19 protein-coding genes are annotated in these 22,015 nt (G+C 72.1%); 7 read left to right on the forward strand and 12 right to left on the reverse strand.

The window, feature by feature from the left end; all coding sequences use genetic code 11:
* Positions 1-32: 32 nt before the first annotated feature.
* From ACQPYE_RS29605 to ACQPYE_RS29635, 7 genes are all read right to left on the reverse strand, one after another.
* Complete coding sequence (locus ACQPYE_RS29605) at positions 33-617, reverse strand: TetR/AcrR family transcriptional regulator (protein ID WP_498716070.1); 585 nt, start codon at positions 615-617, stop codon at positions 33-35.
* Between the two features lie 2 nt (positions 618-619).
* Positions 620-1,570 (reverse strand): LLM class F420-dependent oxidoreductase, encoded by a 951-nt coding sequence (locus ACQPYE_RS29610; RefSeq protein WP_498716071.1) that lies wholly within the window; start codon positions 1,568-1,570, stop codon positions 620-622.
* 172 nt (positions 1,571-1,742) lie between these two features.
* Entirely contained in the window at positions 1,743-2,666 is a 924-nt protein-coding gene (locus ACQPYE_RS29615; RefSeq protein ID WP_498716072.1) for a M23 family metallopeptidase, read from the reverse strand.
* A gap of 309 nt (positions 2,667-2,975) precedes the next feature.
* Positions 2,976-5,090: a transglycosylase domain-containing protein gene (locus tag ACQPYE_RS29620; RefSeq protein WP_498716074.1), complete on the reverse strand. Its 2,115-nt coding sequence runs from the start codon at positions 5,088-5,090 to the stop codon at positions 2,976-2,978.
* 356 nt (positions 5,091-5,446) lie between these two features.
* The gene (locus ACQPYE_RS29625; protein WP_498716076.1) at positions 5,447-6,559 is read right to left on the reverse strand and encodes a PfkB family carbohydrate kinase; all 1,113 of its coding nucleotides are present in this window, start codon (positions 6,557-6,559) and stop codon (positions 5,447-5,449) included.
* A 23-nt stretch (positions 6,560-6,582) separates the two neighbouring features.
* On the reverse strand, positions 6,583-7,278 hold the full coding sequence (shbA, locus tag ACQPYE_RS29630; protein WP_498723009.1) for an RNA polymerase sigma factor ShbA: 696 nt from the start codon (positions 7,276-7,278) through the stop codon (positions 6,583-6,585).
* 182 nt (positions 7,279-7,460) lie between these two features.
* Entirely contained in the window at positions 7,461-8,708 is a 1,248-nt protein-coding gene (locus tag ACQPYE_RS29635; RefSeq protein ID WP_498716078.1) for a class I SAM-dependent methyltransferase, read from the reverse strand.
* 248 nt (positions 8,709-8,956) lie between these two features.
* Between ACQPYE_RS29635 and ACQPYE_RS29640 the strand changes: the two genes are divergently transcribed.
* The 3 genes from ACQPYE_RS29640 to ACQPYE_RS29650 are packed head-to-tail and all read left to right on the forward strand — an operon-like array spanning position 8,957 to position 10,597.
* Complete coding sequence (locus tag ACQPYE_RS29640) at positions 8,957-9,802, forward strand: alpha/beta fold hydrolase (RefSeq protein ID WP_498716079.1); 846 nt, start codon at positions 8,957-8,959, stop codon at positions 9,800-9,802.
* A gap of 38 nt (positions 9,803-9,840) precedes the next feature.
* Positions 9,841-10,026: a helix-turn-helix domain-containing protein gene (locus tag ACQPYE_RS29645; RefSeq protein WP_498716081.1), complete on the forward strand. Its 186-nt coding sequence runs from the start codon at positions 9,841-9,843 to the stop codon at positions 10,024-10,026.
* A 4-nt stretch (positions 10,027-10,030) separates the two neighbouring features.
* The gene (locus ACQPYE_RS29650; RefSeq protein WP_498716084.1) at positions 10,031-10,597 is read left to right on the forward strand and encodes a nucleotidyltransferase family protein; all 567 of its coding nucleotides are present in this window, start codon (positions 10,031-10,033) and stop codon (positions 10,595-10,597) included.
* Between the two features lie 87 nt (positions 10,598-10,684).
* Here the strand turns inward: ACQPYE_RS29650 and ACQPYE_RS29655 are convergent, their stop codons facing one another.
* On the reverse strand, positions 10,685-11,323 hold the full coding sequence (locus ACQPYE_RS29655) for a DivIVA domain-containing protein (protein WP_498716085.1): 639 nt from the start codon (positions 11,321-11,323) through the stop codon (positions 10,685-10,687).
* 22 nt (positions 11,324-11,345) lie between these two features.
* A complete protein-coding gene (locus ACQPYE_RS29660) occupies positions 11,346-12,227 on the reverse strand; it encodes a lysozyme (protein WP_498716087.1) in 882 nt (293 codons plus the stop codon).
* A 298-nt stretch (positions 12,228-12,525) separates the two neighbouring features.
* Between ACQPYE_RS29660 and ACQPYE_RS29665 the strand changes: the two genes are divergently transcribed.
* Complete coding sequence (locus tag ACQPYE_RS29665) at positions 12,526-12,903, forward strand: hypothetical protein (RefSeq protein WP_498716089.1); 378 nt, start codon at positions 12,526-12,528, stop codon at positions 12,901-12,903.
* A 134-nt stretch (positions 12,904-13,037) separates the two neighbouring features.
* Positions 13,038-15,170 (forward strand): transglycosylase domain-containing protein, encoded by a 2,133-nt coding sequence (locus tag ACQPYE_RS29670; RefSeq protein ID WP_498716091.1) that lies wholly within the window; start codon positions 13,038-13,040, stop codon positions 15,168-15,170.
* Positions 15,171-15,421: 251 nt separating this feature from the next.
* Here the strand turns inward: ACQPYE_RS29670 and ACQPYE_RS29675 are convergent, their stop codons facing one another.
* Together ACQPYE_RS29675 and ACQPYE_RS29680 are read right to left on the reverse strand one after the other, a co-directional pair.
* Entirely contained in the window at positions 15,422-15,994 is a 573-nt protein-coding gene (locus ACQPYE_RS29675; protein WP_498716092.1) for a transposase, read from the reverse strand.
* A gap of 296 nt (positions 15,995-16,290) precedes the next feature.
* On the reverse strand, positions 16,291-17,055 hold the full coding sequence (locus ACQPYE_RS29680) for a DeoR/GlpR family DNA-binding transcription regulator (RefSeq protein ID WP_498716094.1): 765 nt from the start codon (positions 17,053-17,055) through the stop codon (positions 16,291-16,293).
* 103 nt (positions 17,056-17,158) lie between these two features.
* Between ACQPYE_RS29680 and ACQPYE_RS29685 the strand changes: the two genes are divergently transcribed.
* Together ACQPYE_RS29685 and ACQPYE_RS29690 are read left to right on the forward strand one after the other, a co-directional pair.
* On the forward strand, positions 17,159-17,899 hold the full coding sequence (locus ACQPYE_RS29685) for an SIS domain-containing protein (RefSeq protein WP_498716096.1): 741 nt from the start codon (positions 17,159-17,161) through the stop codon (positions 17,897-17,899).
* A 62-nt stretch (positions 17,900-17,961) separates the two neighbouring features.
* Complete coding sequence (locus ACQPYE_RS29690) at positions 17,962-19,533, forward strand: penicillin-binding transpeptidase domain-containing protein (protein WP_498716097.1); 1,572 nt, start codon at positions 17,962-17,964, stop codon at positions 19,531-19,533.
* Positions 19,534-19,657: 124 nt separating this feature from the next.
* On the opposite strand, the gene ACQPYE_RS29695 is transcribed toward ACQPYE_RS29690, so the two are convergent.
* Entirely contained in the window at positions 19,658-21,529 is a 1,872-nt protein-coding gene (locus ACQPYE_RS29695) for an ABC transporter ATP-binding protein (protein WP_498716099.1), read from the reverse strand.
* Positions 21,530-22,015 lie beyond the last annotated feature (486 nt).

Raw genomic sequence — 22,015 nt, forward strand, 5'->3', positions numbered from 1 at the left:
GCGCGGACGACCTGACCGCGACCTGGCCGCCGCTACGCGGGCCTGAGCCCGGCGAGGACGAAGTCGGCGATCTCGTCGCCGAGCCGGGTGGGCGACTTGGGCCCGTCCGGCCGGTACCAGGTGGGCAGCTGGTTGACCACGCCCAAGGCGATCAGGACCACCGTCTCGGCGGGCACGGCCGAGCTGAACCCGCCGTCGCGCTGGGCCTGCTCGACCACCGACCGGAACGTCTCGTGGTAGCGCCGCCGCTCGGACCGGAAGGCGGCCATCCGGTCCGCGTCGAGCCGGTGCATCTCGCGCACGAACACCGCCGTCTCGTCCACGCTCGCCGCGGTCGTCTCGACCAGGCTGACCACGATCCGCCGCACGGTGGTGGCCGCGTCGAGGTCGGCCGACACGATCCGGTCGAGGTCGGCCATCTGCCGCCCGATCAGCGCGCGGTAGATCTCGAACAGCAGGTCGTCCTTGGAGCCGAAGTAGTGGTAGAGCGCGCCCTTGGTGACCGAGGCCGCCTCCACGACCTCCTGCACGGTCGTCGCGTCGAACCCCTTCGCGGCGAACAACCGCACGGCCGCGCCCACGATCCGCTCGGGCGTCGTCCCGGTCCGCCGCGCCACGGTCAGGCCCCCGGCGCCAGCGCGCGCGCCAGGTCGAGCGGGTCCGCGCCGGTGGGCAGCAGGGCGATCACGGGCGTGTCGACGCCGTTGGCCGCGTACTGGGCCACGTGCGCGCGGCACTCGTCCACGTTGCCGTGCACGATCAGCGCGTCCACCACCTCGTCCGGGATGAGCGCGCCCGCGCCGCGCCGGTCGCCGGACGCCCACGCCTCGTGCATCGGGCGCAGCGCCTCACCGCGGCCGAGCCAGTCGTGGAACGCCGCGTACGCGGGGACGGTCAGGTAGGTGCTGATCAGCACGCGGCCCAGCGCGCGGGCCGCGTCGGCGTCCTCGGTCGGGCACACGAAGATCCGGGCGGCCAGCTCGCCGCCGCCCATCTCGGCGCGCACCTTGGGCACGTCGGCAGCACCGAGCCAGTTGGTGATGGCGCCGTCGGCCTCGCGCCCCGCCAGCCTCAGCATCCCGGGGCGCAGCGCGGCCAGCATGATCGGCACCGGGTGCTCGGGCGCGCGTTCCAGCTTGAAGCCGCGCACGGTGAACGTCTCGTACTCCTCGGACACCTTCTCGCCGGTCAGCGCGGCCTTGAGGAACCGCAGCGTGTCCCTCGTGCGCTTGAACGGCTCGTGGAACGGCACGCCGTTCCACCGCTCGACGATCGCGGGCGAGGACGACCCGATGCCCAGCACGAACCGCCCGCCGGACACCTCGGCCAGCGTTGCGGCCGTCATCGCCAGCGTCGCCGGCCCGCGCGTGTAGACGGGCGCGATGGCGGTGCCGAGCCGGACGCGGTCGGACCACTGCGCGGCGAGCGCCAGCGGCGTGAAGGCGTCGGTGCCCGCGGTCTCGGCCGACCACGCGTCGGTGTAGCCGAGATCGGCGAGCTCGGCCACCAGCGCGCGGTGGTCGAGCACCGGCACGCCCGTCAGCGGCAGGGTGATTCCCCAACGACCCACGATCGCCTCCCTGAAGGTGTCCGACGGCCACCGTACCTCAGGTACCGACCAGTCGGTATGCCTTCCGGGCCGGTGTCACCTCGCGGGCGTCCGCACCCCGAACGTCGTCCTGCCCCACCGGTCGGGGCCGGCGGGGCAGGACGGGACGTGCGGTGGACCGGTGCGCGAGGAGTCAGAGGGAGATGCCGCGCTCGCCCAGCCAGCCGATCGGGTCGATCTTCTGCGAGCCGTTGACCCACACCTCGAAGTGCAGGTGGGGGCCGGTGGACTGGCCGCGGTTGCCCATGGTGGCGATCTGCTGGCCCGCCTGGACCTGCTGACCGGCCGACACCAGGGTCTCGTTGACGTGGCCGTAGATGGTGATGGTGCCGTCGTTGTGCTGCACCCGCACCCAGAGGCCGAAGCCGGACGCCGGGCCCGCCTCGACCACGACGCCGTCCATCGCGGACAGGATCGGGGTGCCGATGGAGTTCGCGATGTCCACGCCGTAGTGCGTCGTGCCCCAGCGGGCGCCGAAGCCGGACGTGAACTGGCCCTCGGCGGGCTTGACGACCGCCGGACGCCGGGCCGCCGCCGCGGCGGCCTCCTCGGCGGCCTTCTGCTCGGCGGCCCGGGCCTGCTCCTGGGCGATCCGGGCGTTCTCCGCGTCGACGCGGGCCTGCTCGGCCGCCGCGGCGTCCTGCTGCCGCTTCAGCTCGGCCTGCCGGGCGGTGAAGCCCTCGGACGCGTGGCGGATCGCCTGGTCCACGTGCTGCCGGACGAAGAGCCCCTCGGAGCGCATGAGCTTCGCCGCCTCGAACGCGGGCTGGACGGCGTGCACGGTGCGGATGGTGTCCTGACCGGGCGCCGCGCTGTGCGCCAGCGCCGCCGCCAGGTCGGAGCCGGCCGCGACCGGGAGGAACCGGGTGTCGCCGCCGTCGAAGCCGCCGCCGGCGGCGCCCACGCCGGTGGCGAGGGCGCCTGCCGCGACCACCGCGGCCGCGACCCGGCCGCTGACGGGTTTCCGATCGCACTCGGCGCGATGGGAGCGGTTGCCGGACGGCGTGCGGGGCGCGAGGAACGCGCGTCGACCGTCGGCTTTCGTGTGCCGTGCCAAGGTAGTGCCTTCCTGCATCGGGGAGCACGGCCCGGCCACGGGGACACCTGGCGGGGGATCCAGGCTGGCGGCGCTTTCGGGGAGCGACGCCGTGTCCCTATGGTGACCGAACCGTGACATGCGGCGGGGACCGTAACCCGATGTAACAAGAAAGAGCAAGCCTCGGCACTACGACTAGTGCTTTTTGGTGACACACCCCACTGATCGTCACACAGCGTGTTCGAGTAACGGGGAGTTCCGTCTCGGGCCGTTATGAAAGCCCAGCTCAGAGGCGGCTCCGAGGCTGACGCAACCCGTGACGGAGGTCGACTACCGGTAGCGCGGGTCGACGGCGGGCAGGGCGGCGGGGGGCTTGCCCTCGTGGATCACCCGCATGGCGTTGAACCACGTCGGCGCGGCCACCTGACCACCGAAAACACCGCCGGCGTCGTACGTGCCGCACAACCTCGGCGGGGTGCCGTTGCAGATCACCTGCGGCGCCACCCCATCGGTGAACGTCATGACCGCGCCGGCGAACTGCGGGGTGGCGCCGATGAACGCCACCGACCAGTGGTTCTCGGTGGTGCCGGTCTTGCCGATCATGGGCCGGTTCCAACCGGTCGCCGCGCCCGCCGCCGTGCCGCCCGGCTTGGTGTCCGCGCTCATGCCGACGGCCAGCGCGTTGGCCACCTCGGGCGCGACGGCCTGGTCGCACGGCGCTTCCTTCAGCTGCACCGGCCGGCCGTTGCGGTCGACCACCTGCTCCACCGGCGTCGGCGGGCACCACTTGCCGCCGCTCACGATCGTCGCCGCCACGTTCGACAGCTCCAGCACGCTGGTCGGGCCGGCGCCGAGGGTGAACGAGCCGCTGTTGTCCCGCTTGTAGACGTCGCCCTGGGACGGGCCGTTGGAGCCGTCGGCCTTGAGCGGGTCGCCGCGCCAGTCGACGCCCTGCATCGACTCGCGCAGCCCGAGCCGGTAGGCCATGTCGACCACGTTGTTCAGCCCGGCCTTCTCCTCCAGGATGATGAACGCGGTGTTCGGCGACTGGGCCAGCGCCTCGGTCAACGTCATCTTGTCCTTGTAGTCGCCCGCGTTCTTGACCGTGTAGGGCTTGTTGCCGTCCTTGTAGACCTTCGAGGTGTAGGTCTTCGGCACGTCGATCTGCTTGTCGATGCCCGTGACACCGCGCTCCAGCGCCGACGCGGCGGTGAACACCTTGTAGATCGAGCCCGCGCCGAACTTGGTCACCTCGGCGGGGATGGAGTAGGCGCTCTGCCCGGCGTCGGCGTTGTTGCCGAAGTCGCGGTTGGCGGCCAGCGCGCGCACCCGGTGCTTGTCCGTGCCCGGCTCCACGACGGCCATCGCGTTGGCGACGCCCGGCTGGGTCTTGGGCACCTGCGCCTCGGCGGCCTCCTTGGCCGCGCGGGTGGCGACCGGGTCCATCGTGGTGGTGATCGTGTACCCGCCGCGCAGCAGCTCCTCGGTCGGGAGGCCCGCCTTCTCCAGGTAGTCGATCAGGTAGCGGCAGAAGAAGCCGTAGACCGGCCCGTCGCCCGCGCCGACGCAGCCGTTGGGCAGCAGCCTCAGGTCGGGCACGACGCCGATGTCGGCGGCCTTGTACTCGGCCGCCTTCTCCTCGGCGACCTTCGCGTCGGGGCCGAACGCGCCGTTGTCGCGCATCCGCTCGATCACGGTGTTGCGGCGCTTGATCGCGGCGTCGACGTCGGAGCCCGGGTTGAGCCTGCTCGGCTCGTTGACCAGGCCGGCGAGCATCGCGGCCTGCGGCACGGTCAGCTTGTCCGGGGTGGTGTCGAAGTAGGTGCGGGCCGCCGCGCCGACGCCGTACGCGCCGTTGCCGAACGGGACGACGTTGAGGTAGGCGGTGAGGATCTCGTCCTTGCTCATCTTCTGCTCTAGCTGGGTCGCGATCCGGGCCTCGCTGATCTTGCGGCCCAAGGTCGCCTCGGTCGCCTTCTCGTAGGCCTCCTCGGAGCCCTTGCCGACCACGAACGCGAGGTAGTTCTTCACGTACTGCTGGGTGAGCGTCGACGCGCCCTGGCTGGTCTCGCCGTCGACGCCCGCCTTGGCGGCGGCCCGGGCGATGCCCTGCCAGTCGACGCCCTTGTGCTCGAAGAACCGCTTGTCCTCGATCGCGATGATCGCGGCCTTCATGGTGTCCGCGATGCCCTCGGACGGCACGGGCACGCGGTACTGGTCGTAGAGGTAGGCGATCGGCTGGCCGTGCATGTCCAGCACCGTCGTCACCAGGGGCAGCTCGGCCTTGGTCAACTCACCGGAGGTCTGGTCCACCGTGTCCGCGGCCCGGTTGGACGCCAGGCCCAGGCCGCCGACCACCGGGAACAGCACCGCCGCGACGAGCACACCCGCCATCAGGCACAACCCCACCAACTTGACCAGACCTGTCGCGCGCGCGGCGAACACTGAACCAGCAACCCCTTCCACAACCCCGCGGGAACCCCCACTGACTAAGTCGCGCGAAGAGCACCGCGGGTTGCTCCGCGAAGAGCAGAAGTTTCGGCGCGATCTTCGACGACGCTCGTCGAAGTTACTCCTGCCCGGCGGAGAGCGTGGTCAAACCCCACTGGGCCGGACGGCGGAGCCCACCAGGCACGGGAGGGTGATCAGCCTCACGCCCGCCCGGCGGCACGGCCGGCGCCCGGGCCCAGGGGGTCCGATCGGTGCCGCGGCACGTCCGTGATCGAAGGGATCGAGGGGTTCCCGGCACCGGCAAGATCACGAACGGGTGAACCCGGTGCGCGTTCCGACGTGGCCGGCGGTCAGTTCGACGCGCGCAGCCGGATCGTCGCGCTGGCCCGCCGGACCTCGACCCCGGTGTGGTTCGGCAGCACGTCCTCCAGGAACCCGTACTTCTTCAGCTCCTCGTCCGGCCGCCGCGACACCGTCCGCCACCACGTGGCGATGTCCGCCCACCCCGGCGCGGACAGCGACCCGCCGAAGTGCTGCACCGAGAGCGCGGCGCACAGGTTCGCGAACCGCACCCGGTGCGCCAGCGGCCAGCCGGACAGGGTCCCGAGCACGAACCCGGCGCCGAACACGTCACCGGCGCCGGTCGAGTCCAGCGGCGCGACGTTCAGCCCCGGCACGTCCACCACCTCCCCGGTGGCCGAGTCGACCGCCACCGCGCCGCCGCCGCCCCGCGTCACCACCACCACGGGCACGTGCTCGGCCAACGCCATCGCGGCGCGCTCAGGCGTGTCGCACCGCGTGTACCGCTGGGCCTCGGCGTCGTTGGGCAGGAACACGTCGTACTGCTCCAGCCGCCGCAGCAGCTCGGGCGCCCACAGCTCGGTCCGGTCCCACCCGATGTCGGCGAACAGCAGCGCGCCCTGCTCCTTCGACCGCGTCACCCACCGCTCGTCCTCGGCGCCCACGTGCACGAAGCACGCCCGCGTGGGCGGCGGCGGGTCCAGGATCTCGTCGGCCGACACCGGCGGCTGGTGGCCGTGCGTCACCATCGACCGGTCGCGGTCCATCGCCATGGACACGGTCACCGGCGAGTGCCAGCCGTAGTACCGGCGGCAGTGGCTGAGGTCGACGCCCTCCTGCTCGGCCAGGACCTCCCAGCAGAAGTCGCCGTAGACGTCCTCGCCGAACGCGGCGGACAGCGCGGTCCGCAGTTGCAGCCTGCTCAGCGCCACGGCGAGGTTCGCGATCCCGCCGGGGCACGAGCCGAGCCCCTCGGCCCACACCTCGGTGCCCGGCGCGGGCGGCCGGGGCAGGCCGGTGAAGATGATGTCGAGGAACACGGTCCCGGACAGCAGCACGTCGAACACCGGGTCGGCACCCGCGCCCGGCCCCGGCGCGAGCGGCGGTGACGAGGGGTCCGACGGCGGCACGAGCGGAGGCACGAGCGGAGGCGTGGCGGCCATGGACCCAACGATGCCAGTCCGGGTCAGCCGTCGACAGCCGCGAACATCTCGCGCATACGGGCCAGCGCACGGTGCTGCGCGACGCGCACCGCGCCCGCGGTCGAGCCGACGGCCGCCGCCGTCTCCTCCGCCGACAGCCCCACCGCGACCCTCAGCACCAGGATCTCGCGCTGCCGCTCCGGCAGCTTCCGCAGCAGCTGCGTGACGTGGCCGATCAGCTCGCCGGTCATCGCCCGCTGCTCCGGCCCGGCCTCCGAGGTCGGCGTGTCGGGCAGTTCGGGCACGACTTCGGCCCGGCTGCGCACCGCGCGCCTGCGGGCGTCGGCGACCTTGTGCGCGGCGATCCCGTACACGAAGGCCAGGAACGAGCCCGGCTCGTAGTGGTACCTGCCCAGCGCCGACACCACGGCCAGGCAGACCTCCTGGGCGATGTCCTCGGCCGAGACGAGCGTGCGCTCCCTCGACCCGACCCTGGCCCGGCAGTAGCGCAGCACCAGCGGCTGGATGCGCGCCAGGAGCTGGCCGATCGCGCGCGGCTCCCCGAGCAGCGCCTCGTCGACCAGCTCGGACAGCTCGGCCTCGGCCAGCCACTGGGTGGTCACCTGTCGCGGACCCTCGCCCACGACGAGCCTGACCTCGGGACGACCGGGCGCGTCAGCCGCGTGGCGGACCGCGCCGACCCCCACTTCGACGTCGGCTCGCACGGATGCGTGCTGCACCATCCGGCGACCTCCTCACGCTTGTGTCGAACCTCCGGCCATCCCGGCTCATTGATGAGGAGCACGCAGCGGGGCTCCTGATACGGGACGAGCCAAAGCTGACCACGATCCGACGCAGCGTGGTCGGGACAACACCCGGTGGTGACGACGGAGGTCCCCGTTCGGCGTAGTGACCGGGGCCGTTACTTCACCGCGGCGAACTGGCGGACACTCAGATGGCCTACCCGGAAGCCCGCTTCGGAGTACGCCAGGTAGAACTCCCACATCCGCCGGAACGTGTCATCGAAGCCGAGCGCGGCGACCTCGTCCCACCGGGACAGGAACCGCTCCCGCCAGCGGCGCAGGGTCTCGGCGTAGTCGCGGCCGAACTCGCGGCTGTCGACCACCCGCATCGCGGTGCGCTCGCGCACGGTGTCCTCGATCGCCCGGACGGACGGGATCAGGCCGCCGGGGAAGATGTACTTGTGCACCCAGCCGTAGGCGGACGCGCTCGCGAGCATCCGGTCGTGCGGCATGGTGATGGACTGGAGCCCGAACCGGCCGCCGGGCACGAGCGCCCGGTCGACCGCGGCGAAGTAGGCGGGCCAGTACTCCGCGCCGACGGCCTCGATCATCTCGACCGACACCACGGCGTCGTACCGGCCGCGTTCCTCCCGGTAGTCGCGCAGGTGGACGGCGACGCGGTCGCCGACACCGGCCTCCTCCGCCCGCCGCACGGCCAGCGCGCGCTGCTCGGCGGACAGGGTCAGCGAGGTGACGGTCGCGCCGCGCCGAGCCGCCCGGACGGCCAGCGCGCCCCAGCCCGTGCCGATCTCCAGCACCCGGCTGCCCCGGCGCACGCCCGCGTAGTCCAGCACGCCGTCGACCTTGCGCAGCTGCGCGTCGGCCAGCGTGCCGCCGGAGCCGTCGAACCAGGCCGACGAGTAGGTCATCGTGTCGTCCAGGAACACCCGGAACAGGTCGTTGGACAGGTCGTAGTGCCGGTGGGCGTTCCGCCTGGAGTTCACCACGTCGTTGCGGTCGGACTCGGGGTGGCGGCGCTCGACCCAGCGGCGCAGCGGTTGCAGCCCCGGCGGGACCAGGGTGGTCAGCCTCGCCGCGAACGCGGTCAGCAGGTCGGCGAGCGCGGTGGACGTCCAGTCGCCGACCATGTACGCCTCGCCGAACCCGATCTTGACGTCCACGCCGAGCCGGCGGAAGAACGCGTCGGGCCGGCGCACGCGCATGACGGGCGCGTCCGGACCGCCCGCGCCGAGCACGCGCCCGCCGGGCAGCAGCACGCGCACCGGCAACCCGCGCACCGCGTGGCGGAACAGGGACTCGGCGACCTCGGCCCGCACGACGGACCGGGGCGGGCTCCACAGGCCGGGCCAGACGCCCTGGCCCGGCCGGGGCAGGGCGAGGGCACGACGGGTGGTCCTGGGCGACATCGGCCACTCCTGGGACTGCGGGCGCGCGGCCCACGGCACCGTGGGTCGTCAGCGGCCGTCGGACGGGTGGTGGCGCCGGGCGGCGCGCGGCCTTCCACGGCGGCGCCGGCCCACGCGTGACCCGCGCCCTCCCATGGTGGCACCGCCGCCGCAGCGGGCAAGCCGACGCCGGAGCGACGGCCCCGCCGCGACTCCGGTGCGTCACCGCGCGCGAGAATGCGCACCACAACACGTGGACCGGTCGAGTGATGGGACTGAAGATCACCGTGATCGAACAGCTGAGCGTGCGGACCGACGAAGGCGACTTCGACGCGATCGCGGCGGGCCCCGAGGACGGCCGGCCGGTGCTGCTGCTGCACGGCTTCCCGGAGGCCGCCGTCGAGTGGGAGCACCAGGTCGCGGTGCTCGGCCGCGAGGGCTTCCGGGCGGTGGCGTTCGACCAGCGCGGCTACTCCCCCGGCGTGCGGCCGGAGCGGGCGGCCGAGTACGGCGTCGACGCGCTGGTCGGCGACGTGCTGGCGGTGGCGGACTCGTTCGGCTGGTCGGTGTTCGACCTGGTCGGCCACGACTGGGGCGGCGCGGTGGCGTGGTGGACCGCGGCCGAGCACCCCGGGCGGCTGCGGAAGCTGGCGGTCGTGTCCACGCCGCACCCCGGCGCGTTCGCCGAGGCCCTGCGCACCGACGAGGACCAGCACCTGCGGTCCGGTTACCTGACCGACTGGCGCAACGGCAACACCGAGAAGCGGATGCTGGACGACGACGCCGCGGCGTTGCGGCAGATGTTCGAGTGGCGGGTGCCGTCGAGCCGGGTCGACGAGTACGTGCGGCGGCTGTCCGAGCCGGGCGCGCTGACGGCCGCGCTGAACTGGTACCGCGCCGGGCGTCCGGGCGGCAAGGCCGGGAAGGTGTCCGTGCCCACGCTGTACGTGTGGAGCACGGAGGACGTGGCGTTCGGGTCGACGGCGGCGTTGAGCACCGGCGACTGGGTCACCGGCCCGTACCGGTTCGAGATGCTGGAGGACGTGTCGCACTGGGTGCCGGAGGAGGCGCCGGAGGCGTTGACGGCGCTCCTGCTGGAGCACCTCTCGTCCTGAGTTGAACCGCCCCCGTGCCGCCGCACGTGTTCTCGCGTATGACGGAGTTGACCTACTCGGAGCGCAGGGTCGCGACCCTCGCCGCGTGTGGCCACAGCAACCGGGCCATCGCGATGCGGTTGCACATCACCGTGAGCACGGTGGAGCAGCACCTGACCAGGGTCTACCGCAAGCTGGCGGTGGCCGGCCGGACGGAGCTGAGGGGGCACCAGGCCATAGTGTGACCGCATGGCGGTCGCGGGGTTGCTGCTCGCCGCGGGCGCCGGGCGGCGCTTCGGCGGGCCCAAGGCGCTGGTGTCGCACGGCGGCGTGCTGTGGGTCGACCGGGCCGCGGCGGTGCTGCGCGAGGTGGGGTGCGAACCGGTCGTCGTGGTGCTCGGCGCCTCGGCGTCGTCGGTGCGCTCGCGGGCGGCGCTGGACGGCTGCGTCGTGGTGGACAACCCCGGGTGGGCCACCGGCATGGGCTCGTCGCTGCGCGTGGGGCTGGCCGCGCTGGCCGGCGTCGCGGTCGAGGCGGTCGTCGTGCTGCCGGTGGACACGCCGGGTGTCACGGTGGCCGCGGTCCGGCGGCTGCGGGCGTTGGCGGAACCGACGGCGCTGGCGCGCGCCTCGTACGACGGCGCGCCCGGCCACCCCGTGCTGATCGGCTCCGGGCACTGGGCGGGGGTGGCCGCTTCGGCGGTCGGCGACGCCGGCGCGCGGGACTACCTGCGTGCGCACGGCGCGCTCGACGTGCCGTGCGGCGACGTGGCGGACGGCGACGACGTGGACCACCCGCACGACCTCCCGAGCTGAGGGCGTGCGCCGGCGAACGGCCGCGTGCGTGCGACCGTTCGCCGGCGACGTGGGCACGGCCGTTCGCCGGCGACGTGCGCGTGACCGTCAGGCGGAGGTCGGGCGTTGCTCCTCCGCGTCCGGCTGCACGACGGGCAGCGGGCCGGAGATGATGCGCGGCATCGGCACGTCCAGCGACGGCGCGGTGTCCACGGTCCAGCGGTCCTGGCCGTCCACCTTCCCACCGTCCACCTTCCCGCCGAGCAGGGCGCTCGCCTCCGCCGTCGCCTGCTGCACGATCCGGCGGGCCCGTCGCTCGGCCTCGGCGAGCCGCCGCTGCGTCTCCTGCTCGGTCTCGTCCAGCAGCACGGCCTGCTGCCGCGCCACCTCCTCGGCCCGCTTGAGCATCTGCTCGCTGCGCTCCCGCGCGTCGGTCTCGAAGGCGTCCGCCTTCTGCCTGGCCACGTGCATCAGGTACCGGATGCAGCCGGACACGGCGTTGTCCTTCGCGTAACCCGCGTGCAGCACCCGGTACTCGCCGAGCTCGCTGCGCGCGTCCTCCAGCTCCCGCATCAGGTCGTCGGCGGTGGCCACGGCCCCGTCCCGGTCCAGCCGGAGCACCTCCAGCTCCTCCCGCAGGCGGGCCACCTCCTGCACCGAGCGGACCAGCTCGTCGTCCACCTCACGTCGGTCGTAGCCGCGCCACCGCACGGAGAAGGACCTGCCCTGGGACTTGTCGATGTGCATGGCTGCCGCCGTTCCGGACGACTCAGCCCCGGGCCAGCGCCACGAGGTCGTCCATGGTGCCGTTGAACAGGTTCTGGTCGATCGGGGTCGACGTGTGCTGCCAGATCGAGTGCGCCGACCAGCGGTGCGGCAGCGGGCCGATGCTGTCGGCGTAGCGGGCCACCCACACCGGGTTCGTCCCGGTGAAGTCACCGAGGCTGCCCGTGCACAGGTCCCACCACGTGGTGGACGTGTAGATCATCGGCCAGCGGCCGGTGCGCAGCTGGTACGTATCGCTGAACTGGCGGATCCAGGTCACCATCGCCTCGGGCGCGAGGCCGTAGCACTTGTCGTCGCCGTACGGGTTGTACTCGACGTCGAGCGCGCCGGGCAGCGTGCCGCCGTCACCGACCCAGCCGCCGCTGTGGTCCACGAAGTAGTTCGCCTGCGTCGCGCCGTCGGACTTGTCGGGCAGCGCGAAGTGGTACGCGCCGCGGACCATGCCCACCTCGCGCGAGCCGCCGTACTGCTGACCGTACTTCGGGTTGACGTAACCGGTGCCCTCGGTCGCCTTCACGTAGGCGAACCGCATCCCCTGCGCCCACCAGTGCGGCCAGTCGACGTCGCCCTGGTGGCTGCTCACGTCCATGCCGGGGACCGTCGGGCCGGTGAGCACGAGGTCGGCGGCGGCGACCGGGTTCCCGCCCTCGTGCTCGGCGATCTGCGAGCCCGCGGCGTGGTCGACGGAGTTCGCGGTGTCGGTGTTGGCGTTGATGGCGTTGTTGGCGGTGATCTCGGCTCGTGGTTCGGCCGCCTCTACCCGCGACCCGGCCCCGGTCGCCGGCACGTGCAGGGCGGCGAGGCAGAGGAGCACCACCGCCGAGGCGGTCGTGCGGGAAGGCCACCTGGGTGATCGCGCCGGCATTGGACTTCCTCCCCTTCTCCGCCCGGGCGGAGCCGTGCTCGACTCGCGGCTCGCGGTGGCTCACGCCGAGTCGCGGCCGTGACTTCTGCTCGAACGGCTACCACCGTTCGCACCCGGACAACCTGAAGAAGTCGTTTCCACCTGATCGAATGACAGAAGCCGTCTTTCGCGGCACGCCATGTGACCATCCGGTGTGCCTGGGTGACGATCAATTCTTCGAGCACTGGGAAAAATGGGCATGAAGTGCCACTTCCGAGGGCACTCACCCGATGAGCGCGACGCACAGAAGGTGAGAGCCATGACCACGACCCAAGTGGACTGGGAGCCGTTCATCGAGTCACTGCACGAGGCGGCCGGCCTGTGGGACCGCGGCCTCGCGTGCCGGGCCAGTCGGCAGCAGGTCGACGACGACGTCGACGCCGACCGGCCGCGGGTCGTGCCGATCACCGAAGCCGAGGCGGAACGGCTGATGAGGGCCGTGGCGTTCCTCGCGCGGCGGTTGAGCGTGGCCGCCGAGTGCGTCGTCTACGTGACCGCCGAGTCCAGGCTGGAGCCCACCGAGGGCGACCCGGCGGCGCAGGCGGACGCGTTGTCGTTGACCGCGCTGCACGCCGCCGCGATGCGGCACGCGGCCGACCTCGCCAGCGCCGCGTTCACCCGCTCCGACGCCGCGTGAAGCGACGCTGAGTAGAAACGTTCACGATCGGGTGAACAATGCCGGGTTAAACACCAGGTCGCGATTATCCGTAGTTGCGGTGAAACCGGCCTCTCAGGTGTTTCCGCCGCCCGTCCGAGCGTAACTCCCCAGTCATGCGCACCGCCTCCCTCGCGAAACTCATCGGCCTCTGCCTCGTGGCCGGGGTGCTGGTCGCCGGGATGGCGATCCCGGTCGTCGGCGCCGCCGGCCTGGTGTCCAACAGGGTGAGCGACCAGGTGGCCGCCACCACGGTCAGCATGCTGGACTCGCCGCCGCCGTTGATGACGACGATCACGGACAAGGACGGCGTCCCGTTCGCCTACCTCTACGACCAGTACCGCGTGCTCACGCCGCCGGACAAGGTCGCGCAGGTCATGAAGGACGCGCTGGTGTCCGCCGAGGACCGCCGGTTCTACGAGCACAACGGCGTCGACTGGCTGGCCACGCTGCGCGCCGCGTTGCGCAACCAGTCCGAGGGCTCCGTCTCGCAGGGCGCTTCCACGATCACGCAGCAGTACGTCAAGAACCACCTCGTGCACGTGCTGGAGCGGGAGGACGCCGGCGGGCAGAAGAAGGCGCAGGAGCAGACGTTGTCCCGCAAGCTGCGGGAGGCGCGCATCGCGGTACACGTGGAGTCGCAGCTCACCAAGGACGAGATCCTGTCGCGGTACCTGGACGTGGTGCCGTTCGGCGGCACGATCTACGGCATCGCGGCGGCGTCCCAGGCGTACTTCGACACCACGCCCGACCGGTTGACCGTGCCGCAGGCGGCGCTGCTCGCCGGGATGGTGAACAGCCCGACGTTCCTGGACCCGGAGGCCCGGCCGGACAAGGCGGTCGAGCGGCGGAACATGGTCATCGACCTGATGGCGGAGAACGCCAAGCTGTCCCGCGAGCAGGCCGAGGCGCACAAGCGCGCGCCGCTGGGCCTGTCCACGCCCGTCCGTCCACTGCCGACCGGGTGCGTCGGGTCCGGGGTGGAGTTCGGGTTCTACTGCTCGTTCGTGATCAACCACCTGACCCGCAACGGGTACTCGTTGAACGAGTTGAAGATCGGCGGCTACACCATCCAGACCACTTTGGACCGCTCGCTCACGGTCCAGGCCAAGCAGGCGGCCGAGGCGCAGGTGCCGAAGACGATCGAGGGCATCGCGAACACCGCGGCGGTCGTGCGGCCGGGCAAGGAGCGGCACGAGGTGGTGGCGCTGGTGGCCAACCGGGACTACGGGCTGCACAAGGAGCAGTTCCAGACCCAGTTCGACCTGCCGAGCGCGGTGGAGAACAAGTTCGGCGCGGGGTCGGTGTACAAGGTGTTCACGGCCGCGTCGGCGTTGGAGAAGGGCGGGCTCGGGATCGAGAGCGTCATCGAGTCGCCCGGTTCGCACTCCTCACGCGTGTTCCGCGGCGGTGCACCTGGGTGCCCGGGCACCGGCGAGCCGTTCACGTACTGGTACTGCCTGCGCAACCACGACGGCAGCTACCCGCCCCGGATGCCGCTGAAGGAGGCGTTGGCGACCTCGCCCAACACGGCGTTCGTGATCCTGGAGGAGCAGGTCGGGTTGGACTCGGTGGTCGACATGGCGTACCGGCTGGGGATGCGGGACACGCTGGCGACGAACATCGCGGGCGTGCCGCCGGACCCGAAGTCGAAGCAGAAGGAGTTGCGGGTGACGCAGGCGGACTTCTACAAGAAGGCCGGGAACGCGTCGTTCACGCTCGGGCCGGCTCCGACCAGCACGCTGGAGCTGGCGAACGTGGCCGCGACGCTGATGTCGGGTGGCGTGTGGTGCCCGCCGACGCCGATCGTGAAGATCACCGACCGGAACGGCGAGGACACGGGGTTCACCGACGCGCCGTGCGAGCAGGTCGTGGAGGAGCCGTTGGCGAACGCGCTGGCGGTGGGGTTGAGCGGGGACGACCAGGACCGCGGCACCGCCGCCGCGGCGGCGAAGCAGTACGGGTGGACCCGGCCGGCGCTGGGGAAGACCGGCACGACGGAGGAGTACAAGTCCGCCGCGTTCCTGGGGGCGACCCCCGACTACGCCGGTGCGGTGCAGGTGTTCAACGACAGCACTTCGCCACGGGGCATCTGCGTGAACGCCGGCCCACCCCGGCTGTGCGGCGAGGGTGACATCTACGGCGGCACCCTGCCCGCGCGCACGTGGTTCGACTTCATGACCAAGGCCCACGCCAACCTGCCGGAAAAACCCCTCCCCCCAGTCGAACCGCGCTACCTTCGCCCCTGACAACCGCACCTCGGCCCCTGGGACCACAACGTCACCCGCCACCCCGGACACCTCAGACACCCCCGTCACACCATCGGGTGATCATCGCCCGAAAATGTACGGAAACACTGTTACCCCACCTCGGTTAATATGACCGAGCCCCGAACCACCACGGCCTGAAACCACGGGCTCGGACGTCAGCACGAACGCCAACGGCAGCTTGGCGGCGTCGACCGCAGCGTGAATGTCGACTGCGGCGCAGATCTTGCTGCTCAGCCCGCCTCGGGACCGGCCGAGCCCGGCTGCCTTCGCCCGCGCCTTTGCCCTCGCCCGCGCCTTCCCGCGACGTCGGAGGGCGGCATGATCCTGATCGGGTGATGTGCCCGCGTCGGCCGTGCCCGGTGCCGACCGCGCTGGATCACCCGCAGCACCCGCTGCTGTGCGGGCAACGGAGTCCCCTTTTCCTCGGTCAGCGCCTGTTCCAGCGCGTCGAGGGTCTCCCCGGCAATCGCCAGCCCTGCCGATTCGTGATGCGCACGCACGATCACGGAGTCCACGCCGACCAGGTCAAGACCGACCTGTCCACGTGACGCCGCTTCGGCGATCAGCGCGTCCATCAACGTCTGGAACACCCCCGCCTTGGCCCAGGCGTTGAATCGGGAGTAGACGGTGGACCACGGCCCGTACCGTTGCGGGATGTCGCGCCAATCCGATCCGTTGCGGAACCGCCACAGGATCCCGTTGAACTCCTCCCGCGCCTGACGGGACGACGGCCCGGTAGCCGCCACCAGCACGTGCGGCTCGATCAGGCCCCACTCGGCATCGGTCAAGTCGAAACGCGCCACACCCGTGTTCTACCAGCCCTACCAGCACACCACGGGACCCGACCTAGATCCGAACTACCCCGCCGGCACCCAGGACCAGAGGACCCACCACCTGGCCAGTACACCGTGCCGAAGCGCACGACCCGCCGGTCGCCCATCACGCGACGGAAGAGCACCAGCGTGGCGAACCCGGCGTGGCCCCAGCCGGCACGCCCCGCTCCCGCGACCTGCGGACGGCGTCTCACAGGTACAGAGCCGCCCAGTCGCCGACCGCGCGCCGACCGCGCCCGCCGGCGACACCGGTGGCGTCGGCGGCGTCAGACGAGCATCACCTCCACCCCCGCCTCACGAATCCGGCTCACCTCCCCCTCCGGCGCGTCCGAGTCGGTCACCAGCACGTCGATCTCCTCCACCGCGCACACCCGACCGAACGCCGTGCGCCCGAACTTCGAGCTGTCGATCGCCGCGATCACCCGCGCCGACGCCTCGACCGCCGCCTTCTTCACCGCGCCCTCGGCCAGGTCGTGCGCCGACACACCGTTGCGCGCGCTCAACCCGCAGCTGCCGAGCACCATCGTGTCGAACCGCATCACCCGGAACGCGTGCTCCGTCAACGGCCCGACGAACGCCAGCTCACCGGGCCGGATGTCGCCACCCGGCAACACCATCCGCACCTGCTCCGCCCCCCTCAGCTCGTCCGCCGAGTGCAACGACAGCGGCAGCACGGTCAGCCGCCGCTCGCCGAGCCGCCGCGCCACCTCCACCGTGGTGCTGCCGCCGTCGAGCACCACGGTCTCGCCGTCGTCCAGCAGGGCCGCGACCGCACCGCCGATCCGCCGCTTCGCCTCCAACCGCTGCCGCGCCCGTGCCGCATAAGGCGTCTCCTCCCCCGTCAACATGCTCACCGCCGCACCGCGCACCCGCCGGAGCAGCCCTTCCCGCTCCAGCACGTCGAGGTCGCGCCGCACCGTCATCTCCGAGGTGCCCACCAAGTCCGCCAGGCTGCCGACGGACACCCGCTCGCCGCCCCGCAAGCGGTGGAGGATCTTCTCGTGACGCCAGGACACGTCCATGGCGTTCATTTGAACACCGGACATGTTCGTGGGTCAACACCCTGGCGGGTGATGGGACGATCCGGTAGGACTTGGCACCGGCACCGTTTGGTATAGACCACTGGAGGACCGCATGACGACCGAGCCCGCGACCGACACCGACTACGGCGACGTCGTGCGCACCCACCTCACCAGGGTGGAGCAGCAGAACGCGGCGGCCCTGGACGACGTGGCCGAACTGGTGCTGGCGAGCGTCCGCGCGGACGGCATGGTGCTCACGGCGGGCGCGGGCCACTCCCTCGCCGCCGTCGCCGAGACGTTCTACCGCGCGGGCGGCCTGGCCTGCGTCCGCCCGATCTACCACCCCGAACTGCTGCCCATGCACGGCGCGGTGAGCAGCACGTCCGCCGAACGCCGCTCCGGCCTGGCCGCCGAGGTGCTGCGCGAAGCGGGCCTGGCCGCGCACGACGTGCTGTTCGTCTTCTCCACCTCGGGCGTGAACCCGTACCCGGTGGAACTGGCGGTGCTCGCGGCGAACGCCGGCTGCCCCGTGGTCGCGGTGACGTCGGTCGCGGCGAGCGCGCTCGCACCGCGCCGTGCGGGCACCACGCTCGCCGAGAACGCCACCGTGGTGCTGGACAACCTGGTGCCACCCGGCGACGCGACCTACCCGCTCGCGAACCCCGTCACCGCCGCCGTGTCCACGATCGCGACCGCGTTCCTGTGGAACCTGCTGATGGTGCGCCTGGTCGACAAGGCCGCCGAGGCGCGCGTGCCGCTGCCGCTGTGGCGCAGCGCGAACGTCGAGGGCGGGGACGCGGCCAACGCCGACCTGCTGCGCAAGTACCAGACGCGGGTGCCCCAGCTGGGCTGAATCGACGTTCACGAATTCTCCACACGTCCGGGTTAATCTCCGGGCGCTGAGGGGGGAATTCCGTGAACAAGAGGATGAAGCGCTGGGTATTGGCCGGTGGGGGCGCCGTGACGGTCGCGGTGATCGTCGCGGGCGCGCTGGTGCTGTGGCCGAACGACGAGCGGACGGCCGACGACAAACCCGAACGGGTGGCTCCGGGCGTCATCGCCCAGCAGTTCTTCACCGCGATGACGTCCGGTCAGGCGGGACAGGCGGCGGCGGTCACCGACGCGGCGGACGTGGCGGGCGCGGTGATCGCCCGCACCCGGCAGGGCATGCCGGGTGCGACGTTCCAGGCGCGGCTCGGCAGGCTGCCGCAGGTCGCCGACGGCGCCACGACGGCCGAGGTGGACGCGAACGTCACGTGGACGTTGCCGGGCGGTGTGCCGCTCGAGTACGCGACCAAGGCCGAACTGCGACTGGTGGACGCCCAGTGGCGCGTGCACTGGGCGCCGACCTTGCTGCACCCGCAGCTCGCCGAGGGCCAGAGCCTGGCCTACACCACGACGCCCGCCGACGGCGCGCTGTTCGACCGCACGGGCCAGCCCGCGCCGCCGGGCTTCGCGCCCGTGGTGATGGACTCGGTGCGCGCGGCCGTCGGCACGCTGAAGGGCACGCCCGGTTGGCGGGTCGCCATCGTGGACCAGGCCGGGGCGGCGGTCGCAGTGCTGCGGGAGCAGAAGGCGCAGGTCCCGCAGTCGATGACGGTCACGCTGGACCCGAGGACGCAGGCCGCTGCGCAAGTCGCGGTCGACCAGGTCGGTGGTCAGCAGGCCATGCTGGTGGCGATCCAGCCGTCGACCGGCGAGATCCTGGCGGTGGCGCAGAACGCGACCGCCGGGCACGACCCGCTCGCGCTCTACGGCCACTACGAGCCTGGGTCGACGTTCAAGGTCGTCACGGCGACGGCGGCGATGACCAGTGGCCTGGCGACGGCCGACACGCCGGTGGCGTGCCCGGGCAAGGCGACCATCGGCACCCGGCAGATCACCAACGACGACTCGTTCGAGCTGGGCACGGTGCCGCTGCACCGGGCGTTCGCGGCGTCGTGCAACACCAGCTTCAGCCGGCTGGCGGCGGACCTGCCCCCGACCGCGCTGCCCCAGGCCGCCGCGTACTTCGGGCTGACGTCGGACTTCACGGTCGCGGGCATCACCACCAACACCGGCAAGGTCCCGCCCGCCGAGTCCGTGCCGGCCAGGGTGGAGGCGGGCATCGGCCAGGGCGAGGTGCAGGCGACGCCGTTCGGCATGGCGCTGGTCGCGGCCACGGTCGCCAACGGCCGCACGCCCGTGCCGCGGCTGATCCGGGAGATCCCGACCGAGGGCCAGGCGCCGGCGGCGTTGCCCGGTGGGGTCGTGGGCGCGTTGCGCTCGATGATGGGCGAGGTCGTCACCGGCGGCACGGCCCGCGAGCTCGCCGTTCACGGCGCCGTGCGCGGCAAGACCGGCACCGCCCAGTTCGGTGACGGCACCCGGTCGCACGGCTGGTTCATCGGGTACCGGGGGGACCTGGCGTTCGCCGTGCTGGTGGTGAACGGCGGCTCGTCCAAGGTCGCGGTCGCCGCCACCGGCACGTTCCTCGGCGGGCTCTAGCGGGGCGCCTTCAGCCGCAGGTGATCAGCCGGCGGTCTCCAGGTCCGCGGAGGCCTTCACAGCGGGCGATCCTTCGGCGGGCGGCCCCTCGGTGAGCGCTTCGGCGGACGATTCAGCAGGCGCTTCAAGCAGGCGCTTCAGTGGGCGCTTCGGCGAACTGCGTGCGGTACAGCTCCGCGTAGCGCCCCTCCGCCGCGAGCAGTTCGGCGTGCGTGCCGCGTTCCACCACGCGTCCGCCCTCCACGACCAGGATCTGGTCGGCCGCGCGGATCGTGGACAGCCGGTGCGCGATCACCAGCGCGGTCCGGCCGCGCAACGCCTCGGTCAGCGCGACCTGCACCGCGGCCTCCGACTCGGAGTCCAGGTGCGCGGTCGCCTCGTCCAGGATGACCACGCGCGGCCGGGCCAGGAGCAGGCGGGCGATGGTGAGCCGCTGCCGTTCACCGCCGGAGAGCCGGTAACCGCGCTCGCCCACCACGGTGTCGAGGCCGTCGGGCAGTGATTCGACGAGGTGGTCCAGGCGGGCGCGGCGCAGCGCGTCCCACAGCTCGTCCTCGGTCGCCTCCGGTCGCGGGTAGGCGAGGTTCGCGCGGATCGTGTCGTGGAACAGGTGACCGTCCTGGGTGACGACGCCGACGGTCCGCCGGATCGAGTCGAACGCCAGCTCACGGACGTCCACACCGGACAGCCGGACCGCGCCGGAGTCCGCGTCGTAGAGGCGCGGGATCAGGGAGGCGATGGTCGACTTGCCCGCGCCGGACGACCCGACGAGCGCCACGAGCTGTCCGGGCTCGGCGCGGAAGCTGATGCCGTGCAGCACTTCCTGACCGCCACGGGTGTCCAATGTGGCCACTGACTCCAGCGAGGCCAGCGAGACCTTGTCCGCCGCCGGGTAGGCGAACCGGACGTCGTCGAACTCGACGGACGCCGGGCCGTCGGGCACGCGGCGCGGGTGGGTCGGTTCGGCGATCATCGGCTTGAGGTCGAGGACTTCGAAGACGCGTTCGAACGACACGAGCGCGGTCATCACGTCGACCCGCGCGTTGGCGAGGGCGGTGAGCGGCGAGTAGAGGCGGGTCAGGAGGAGCGCGAGCGAGACGACGGTGCCCGCCGCCAGGTGACCGGTCAGCGCGAGGTAGCCGCCGAGGCCGTAGACCAGGGCTTGGGCCAGGGCGGAGACCAGGGTCAGGCCGGTCATGAACCAGCGGGTCGCCATCGCGGTGCGGACGCCGATGTCGCGGACGCGCGCCGCCCGTTCGTCGAACTCGGCGGTCTCGGCCTCGGGTCGGCCGAACAGCTTCACCAGCGTCGCGCCCGGCGCGGAGAACCGTTCGGTCATCTGGGTGGTCATGCCCGCGTTCAGCGTGGACGCCTCGCGCTGGAGGTCCGCCATCCGGCTGCCCATGCGCCGCGCGGGGATCACGAACACCGGCAACAACACCAGGGCGAGCGCGGTCACCTGCCACGAAAGGGTGAACATCACGCCTAGCGAGAGCCCCAGTTGGATGACGTTGGTGACCACCCCGGAGAGCGTCGACGTGAACGCCCGCTGCGCGCCGATCACATCGTTGTTCAGCCGGCTGACCAGCGCACCGGTACGCGTTCGGGTGAAGAACGCGATCGGCATGCGCTGCACGTGCTCGTACACGGCACGCCGCAGGTCGTGGATCAGACCTTCCCCGATCCGCGCCGACTGCCACCGCTCGACCAGCCCGAGCCCCGCGTCCACCACCGCGATGCCGGCGATCACCACGGCCAGCCACACCACGACGGACACGTCCCGGCCGCCGACGATCGCGTCCACCACGCGTCCGGCCAACACCGGCGTGCTGACCGCCAGCACCGCCGACACGACCGTGAGCAGCAGGAACACGACCAGCTTGGGCCGGTGCGGCCCGGCGAACCCCCACACCCGCCGGAACGTCCCCCGCCGCACCGCCGTTGGCACGTCCGACGCCCGCATCGCGCTGCGCATCAATCCCCAGGAACCGTCCACGACAGACGGTAACGCCCACGGCCCGCTCGACGTTCCCGTTCCTGCGGGCGCCACGACCCGGAAAGCGTTTGCGACCCGGGCGGAGCTGCGGACGCCCACCCTCCGAGCGCGTCATCCGCGTGCGGACGGCGGTGGCGGAACGGGCGGCGGTCTGCGGCGGGGCGGGTCTTCGGCGGCGCTGCTGTGGGGTGGCTTGGGGCGCTCTGCGGTGGGTGTGCAGTGGGCGGCGGAGCTGCGGTGGGCGGGACGGGCTGCGTGGGGTGGGCGCAGGGGCGGTCTGCATGGGGGCGGCGTGGCCGGGGGGGAGGGTCGGCGGTGGCGGATGGGTGAGGTCGGGGTGTCGGGTGTCGGGTGTCGGATGGCGGGGTGGGATTGGTTCGGGCGGGATGGGTTCGGGGTGGTTCGGGGCTCGGTCATATCAACCGAGGTACGGGAACGGTGTTTCCGTACATTTTCGGCCCGATCTCACCCGATCGTGTTTGGCCT

Origin of the sequence: Actinosynnema sp. CA-299493, from assembly GCF_050946825.1 — a bacterium.
Lineage (GTDB): Bacteria > Actinomycetota > Actinomycetes > Mycobacteriales > Pseudonocardiaceae > Actinosynnema.

Bases quoted from the DNA above. Each gene is read 5' to 3' on its own strand.
- ACQPYE_RS29635 (WP_498716078.1), bottom strand. From the start codon at position 8,708: ATGTCGCCCAGGACCACCCGTCGTGCCCTCGCCCTGCCCCGGCCGGGC.
- ACQPYE_RS29640 (WP_498716079.1), top strand. From the start codon at position 8,957: ATGGGACTGAAGATCACCGTGATCGAACAGCTGAGCGTGCGGACCGAC.
- ACQPYE_RS29685 (WP_498716096.1), top strand. From the start codon at position 17,159: ATGACGACCGAGCCCGCGACCGACACCGACTACGGCGACGTCGTGCGC.
- ACQPYE_RS29655 (WP_498716085.1), bottom strand. From the start codon at position 11,323: ATGCACATCGACAAGTCCCAGGGCAGGTCCTTCTCCGTGCGGTGGCGC.
- ACQPYE_RS29665 (WP_498716089.1), top strand. From the start codon at position 12,526: ATGACCACGACCCAAGTGGACTGGGAGCCGTTCATCGAGTCACTGCAC.
- ACQPYE_RS29645 (WP_498716081.1), top strand. From the start codon at position 9,841: ATGACGGAGTTGACCTACTCGGAGCGCAGGGTCGCGACCCTCGCCGCG.
- ACQPYE_RS29680 (WP_498716094.1), bottom strand. From the start codon at position 17,055: ATGAACGCCATGGACGTGTCCTGGCGTCACGAGAAGATCCTCCACCGC.
- ACQPYE_RS29670 (WP_498716091.1), top strand. From the start codon at position 13,038: ATGCGCACCGCCTCCCTCGCGAAACTCATCGGCCTCTGCCTCGTGGCC.
- ACQPYE_RS29660 (WP_498716087.1), bottom strand. From the start codon at position 12,227: ATGCCGGCGCGATCACCCAGGTGGCCTTCCCGCACGACCGCCTCGGCG.
- ACQPYE_RS29650 (WP_498716084.1), top strand. From the start codon at position 10,031: ATGGCGGTCGCGGGGTTGCTGCTCGCCGCGGGCGCCGGGCGGCGCTTC.
- ACQPYE_RS29625 (WP_498716076.1), bottom strand. From the start codon at position 6,559: ATGGCCGCCACGCCTCCGCTCGTGCCTCCGCTCGTGCCGCCGTCGGAC.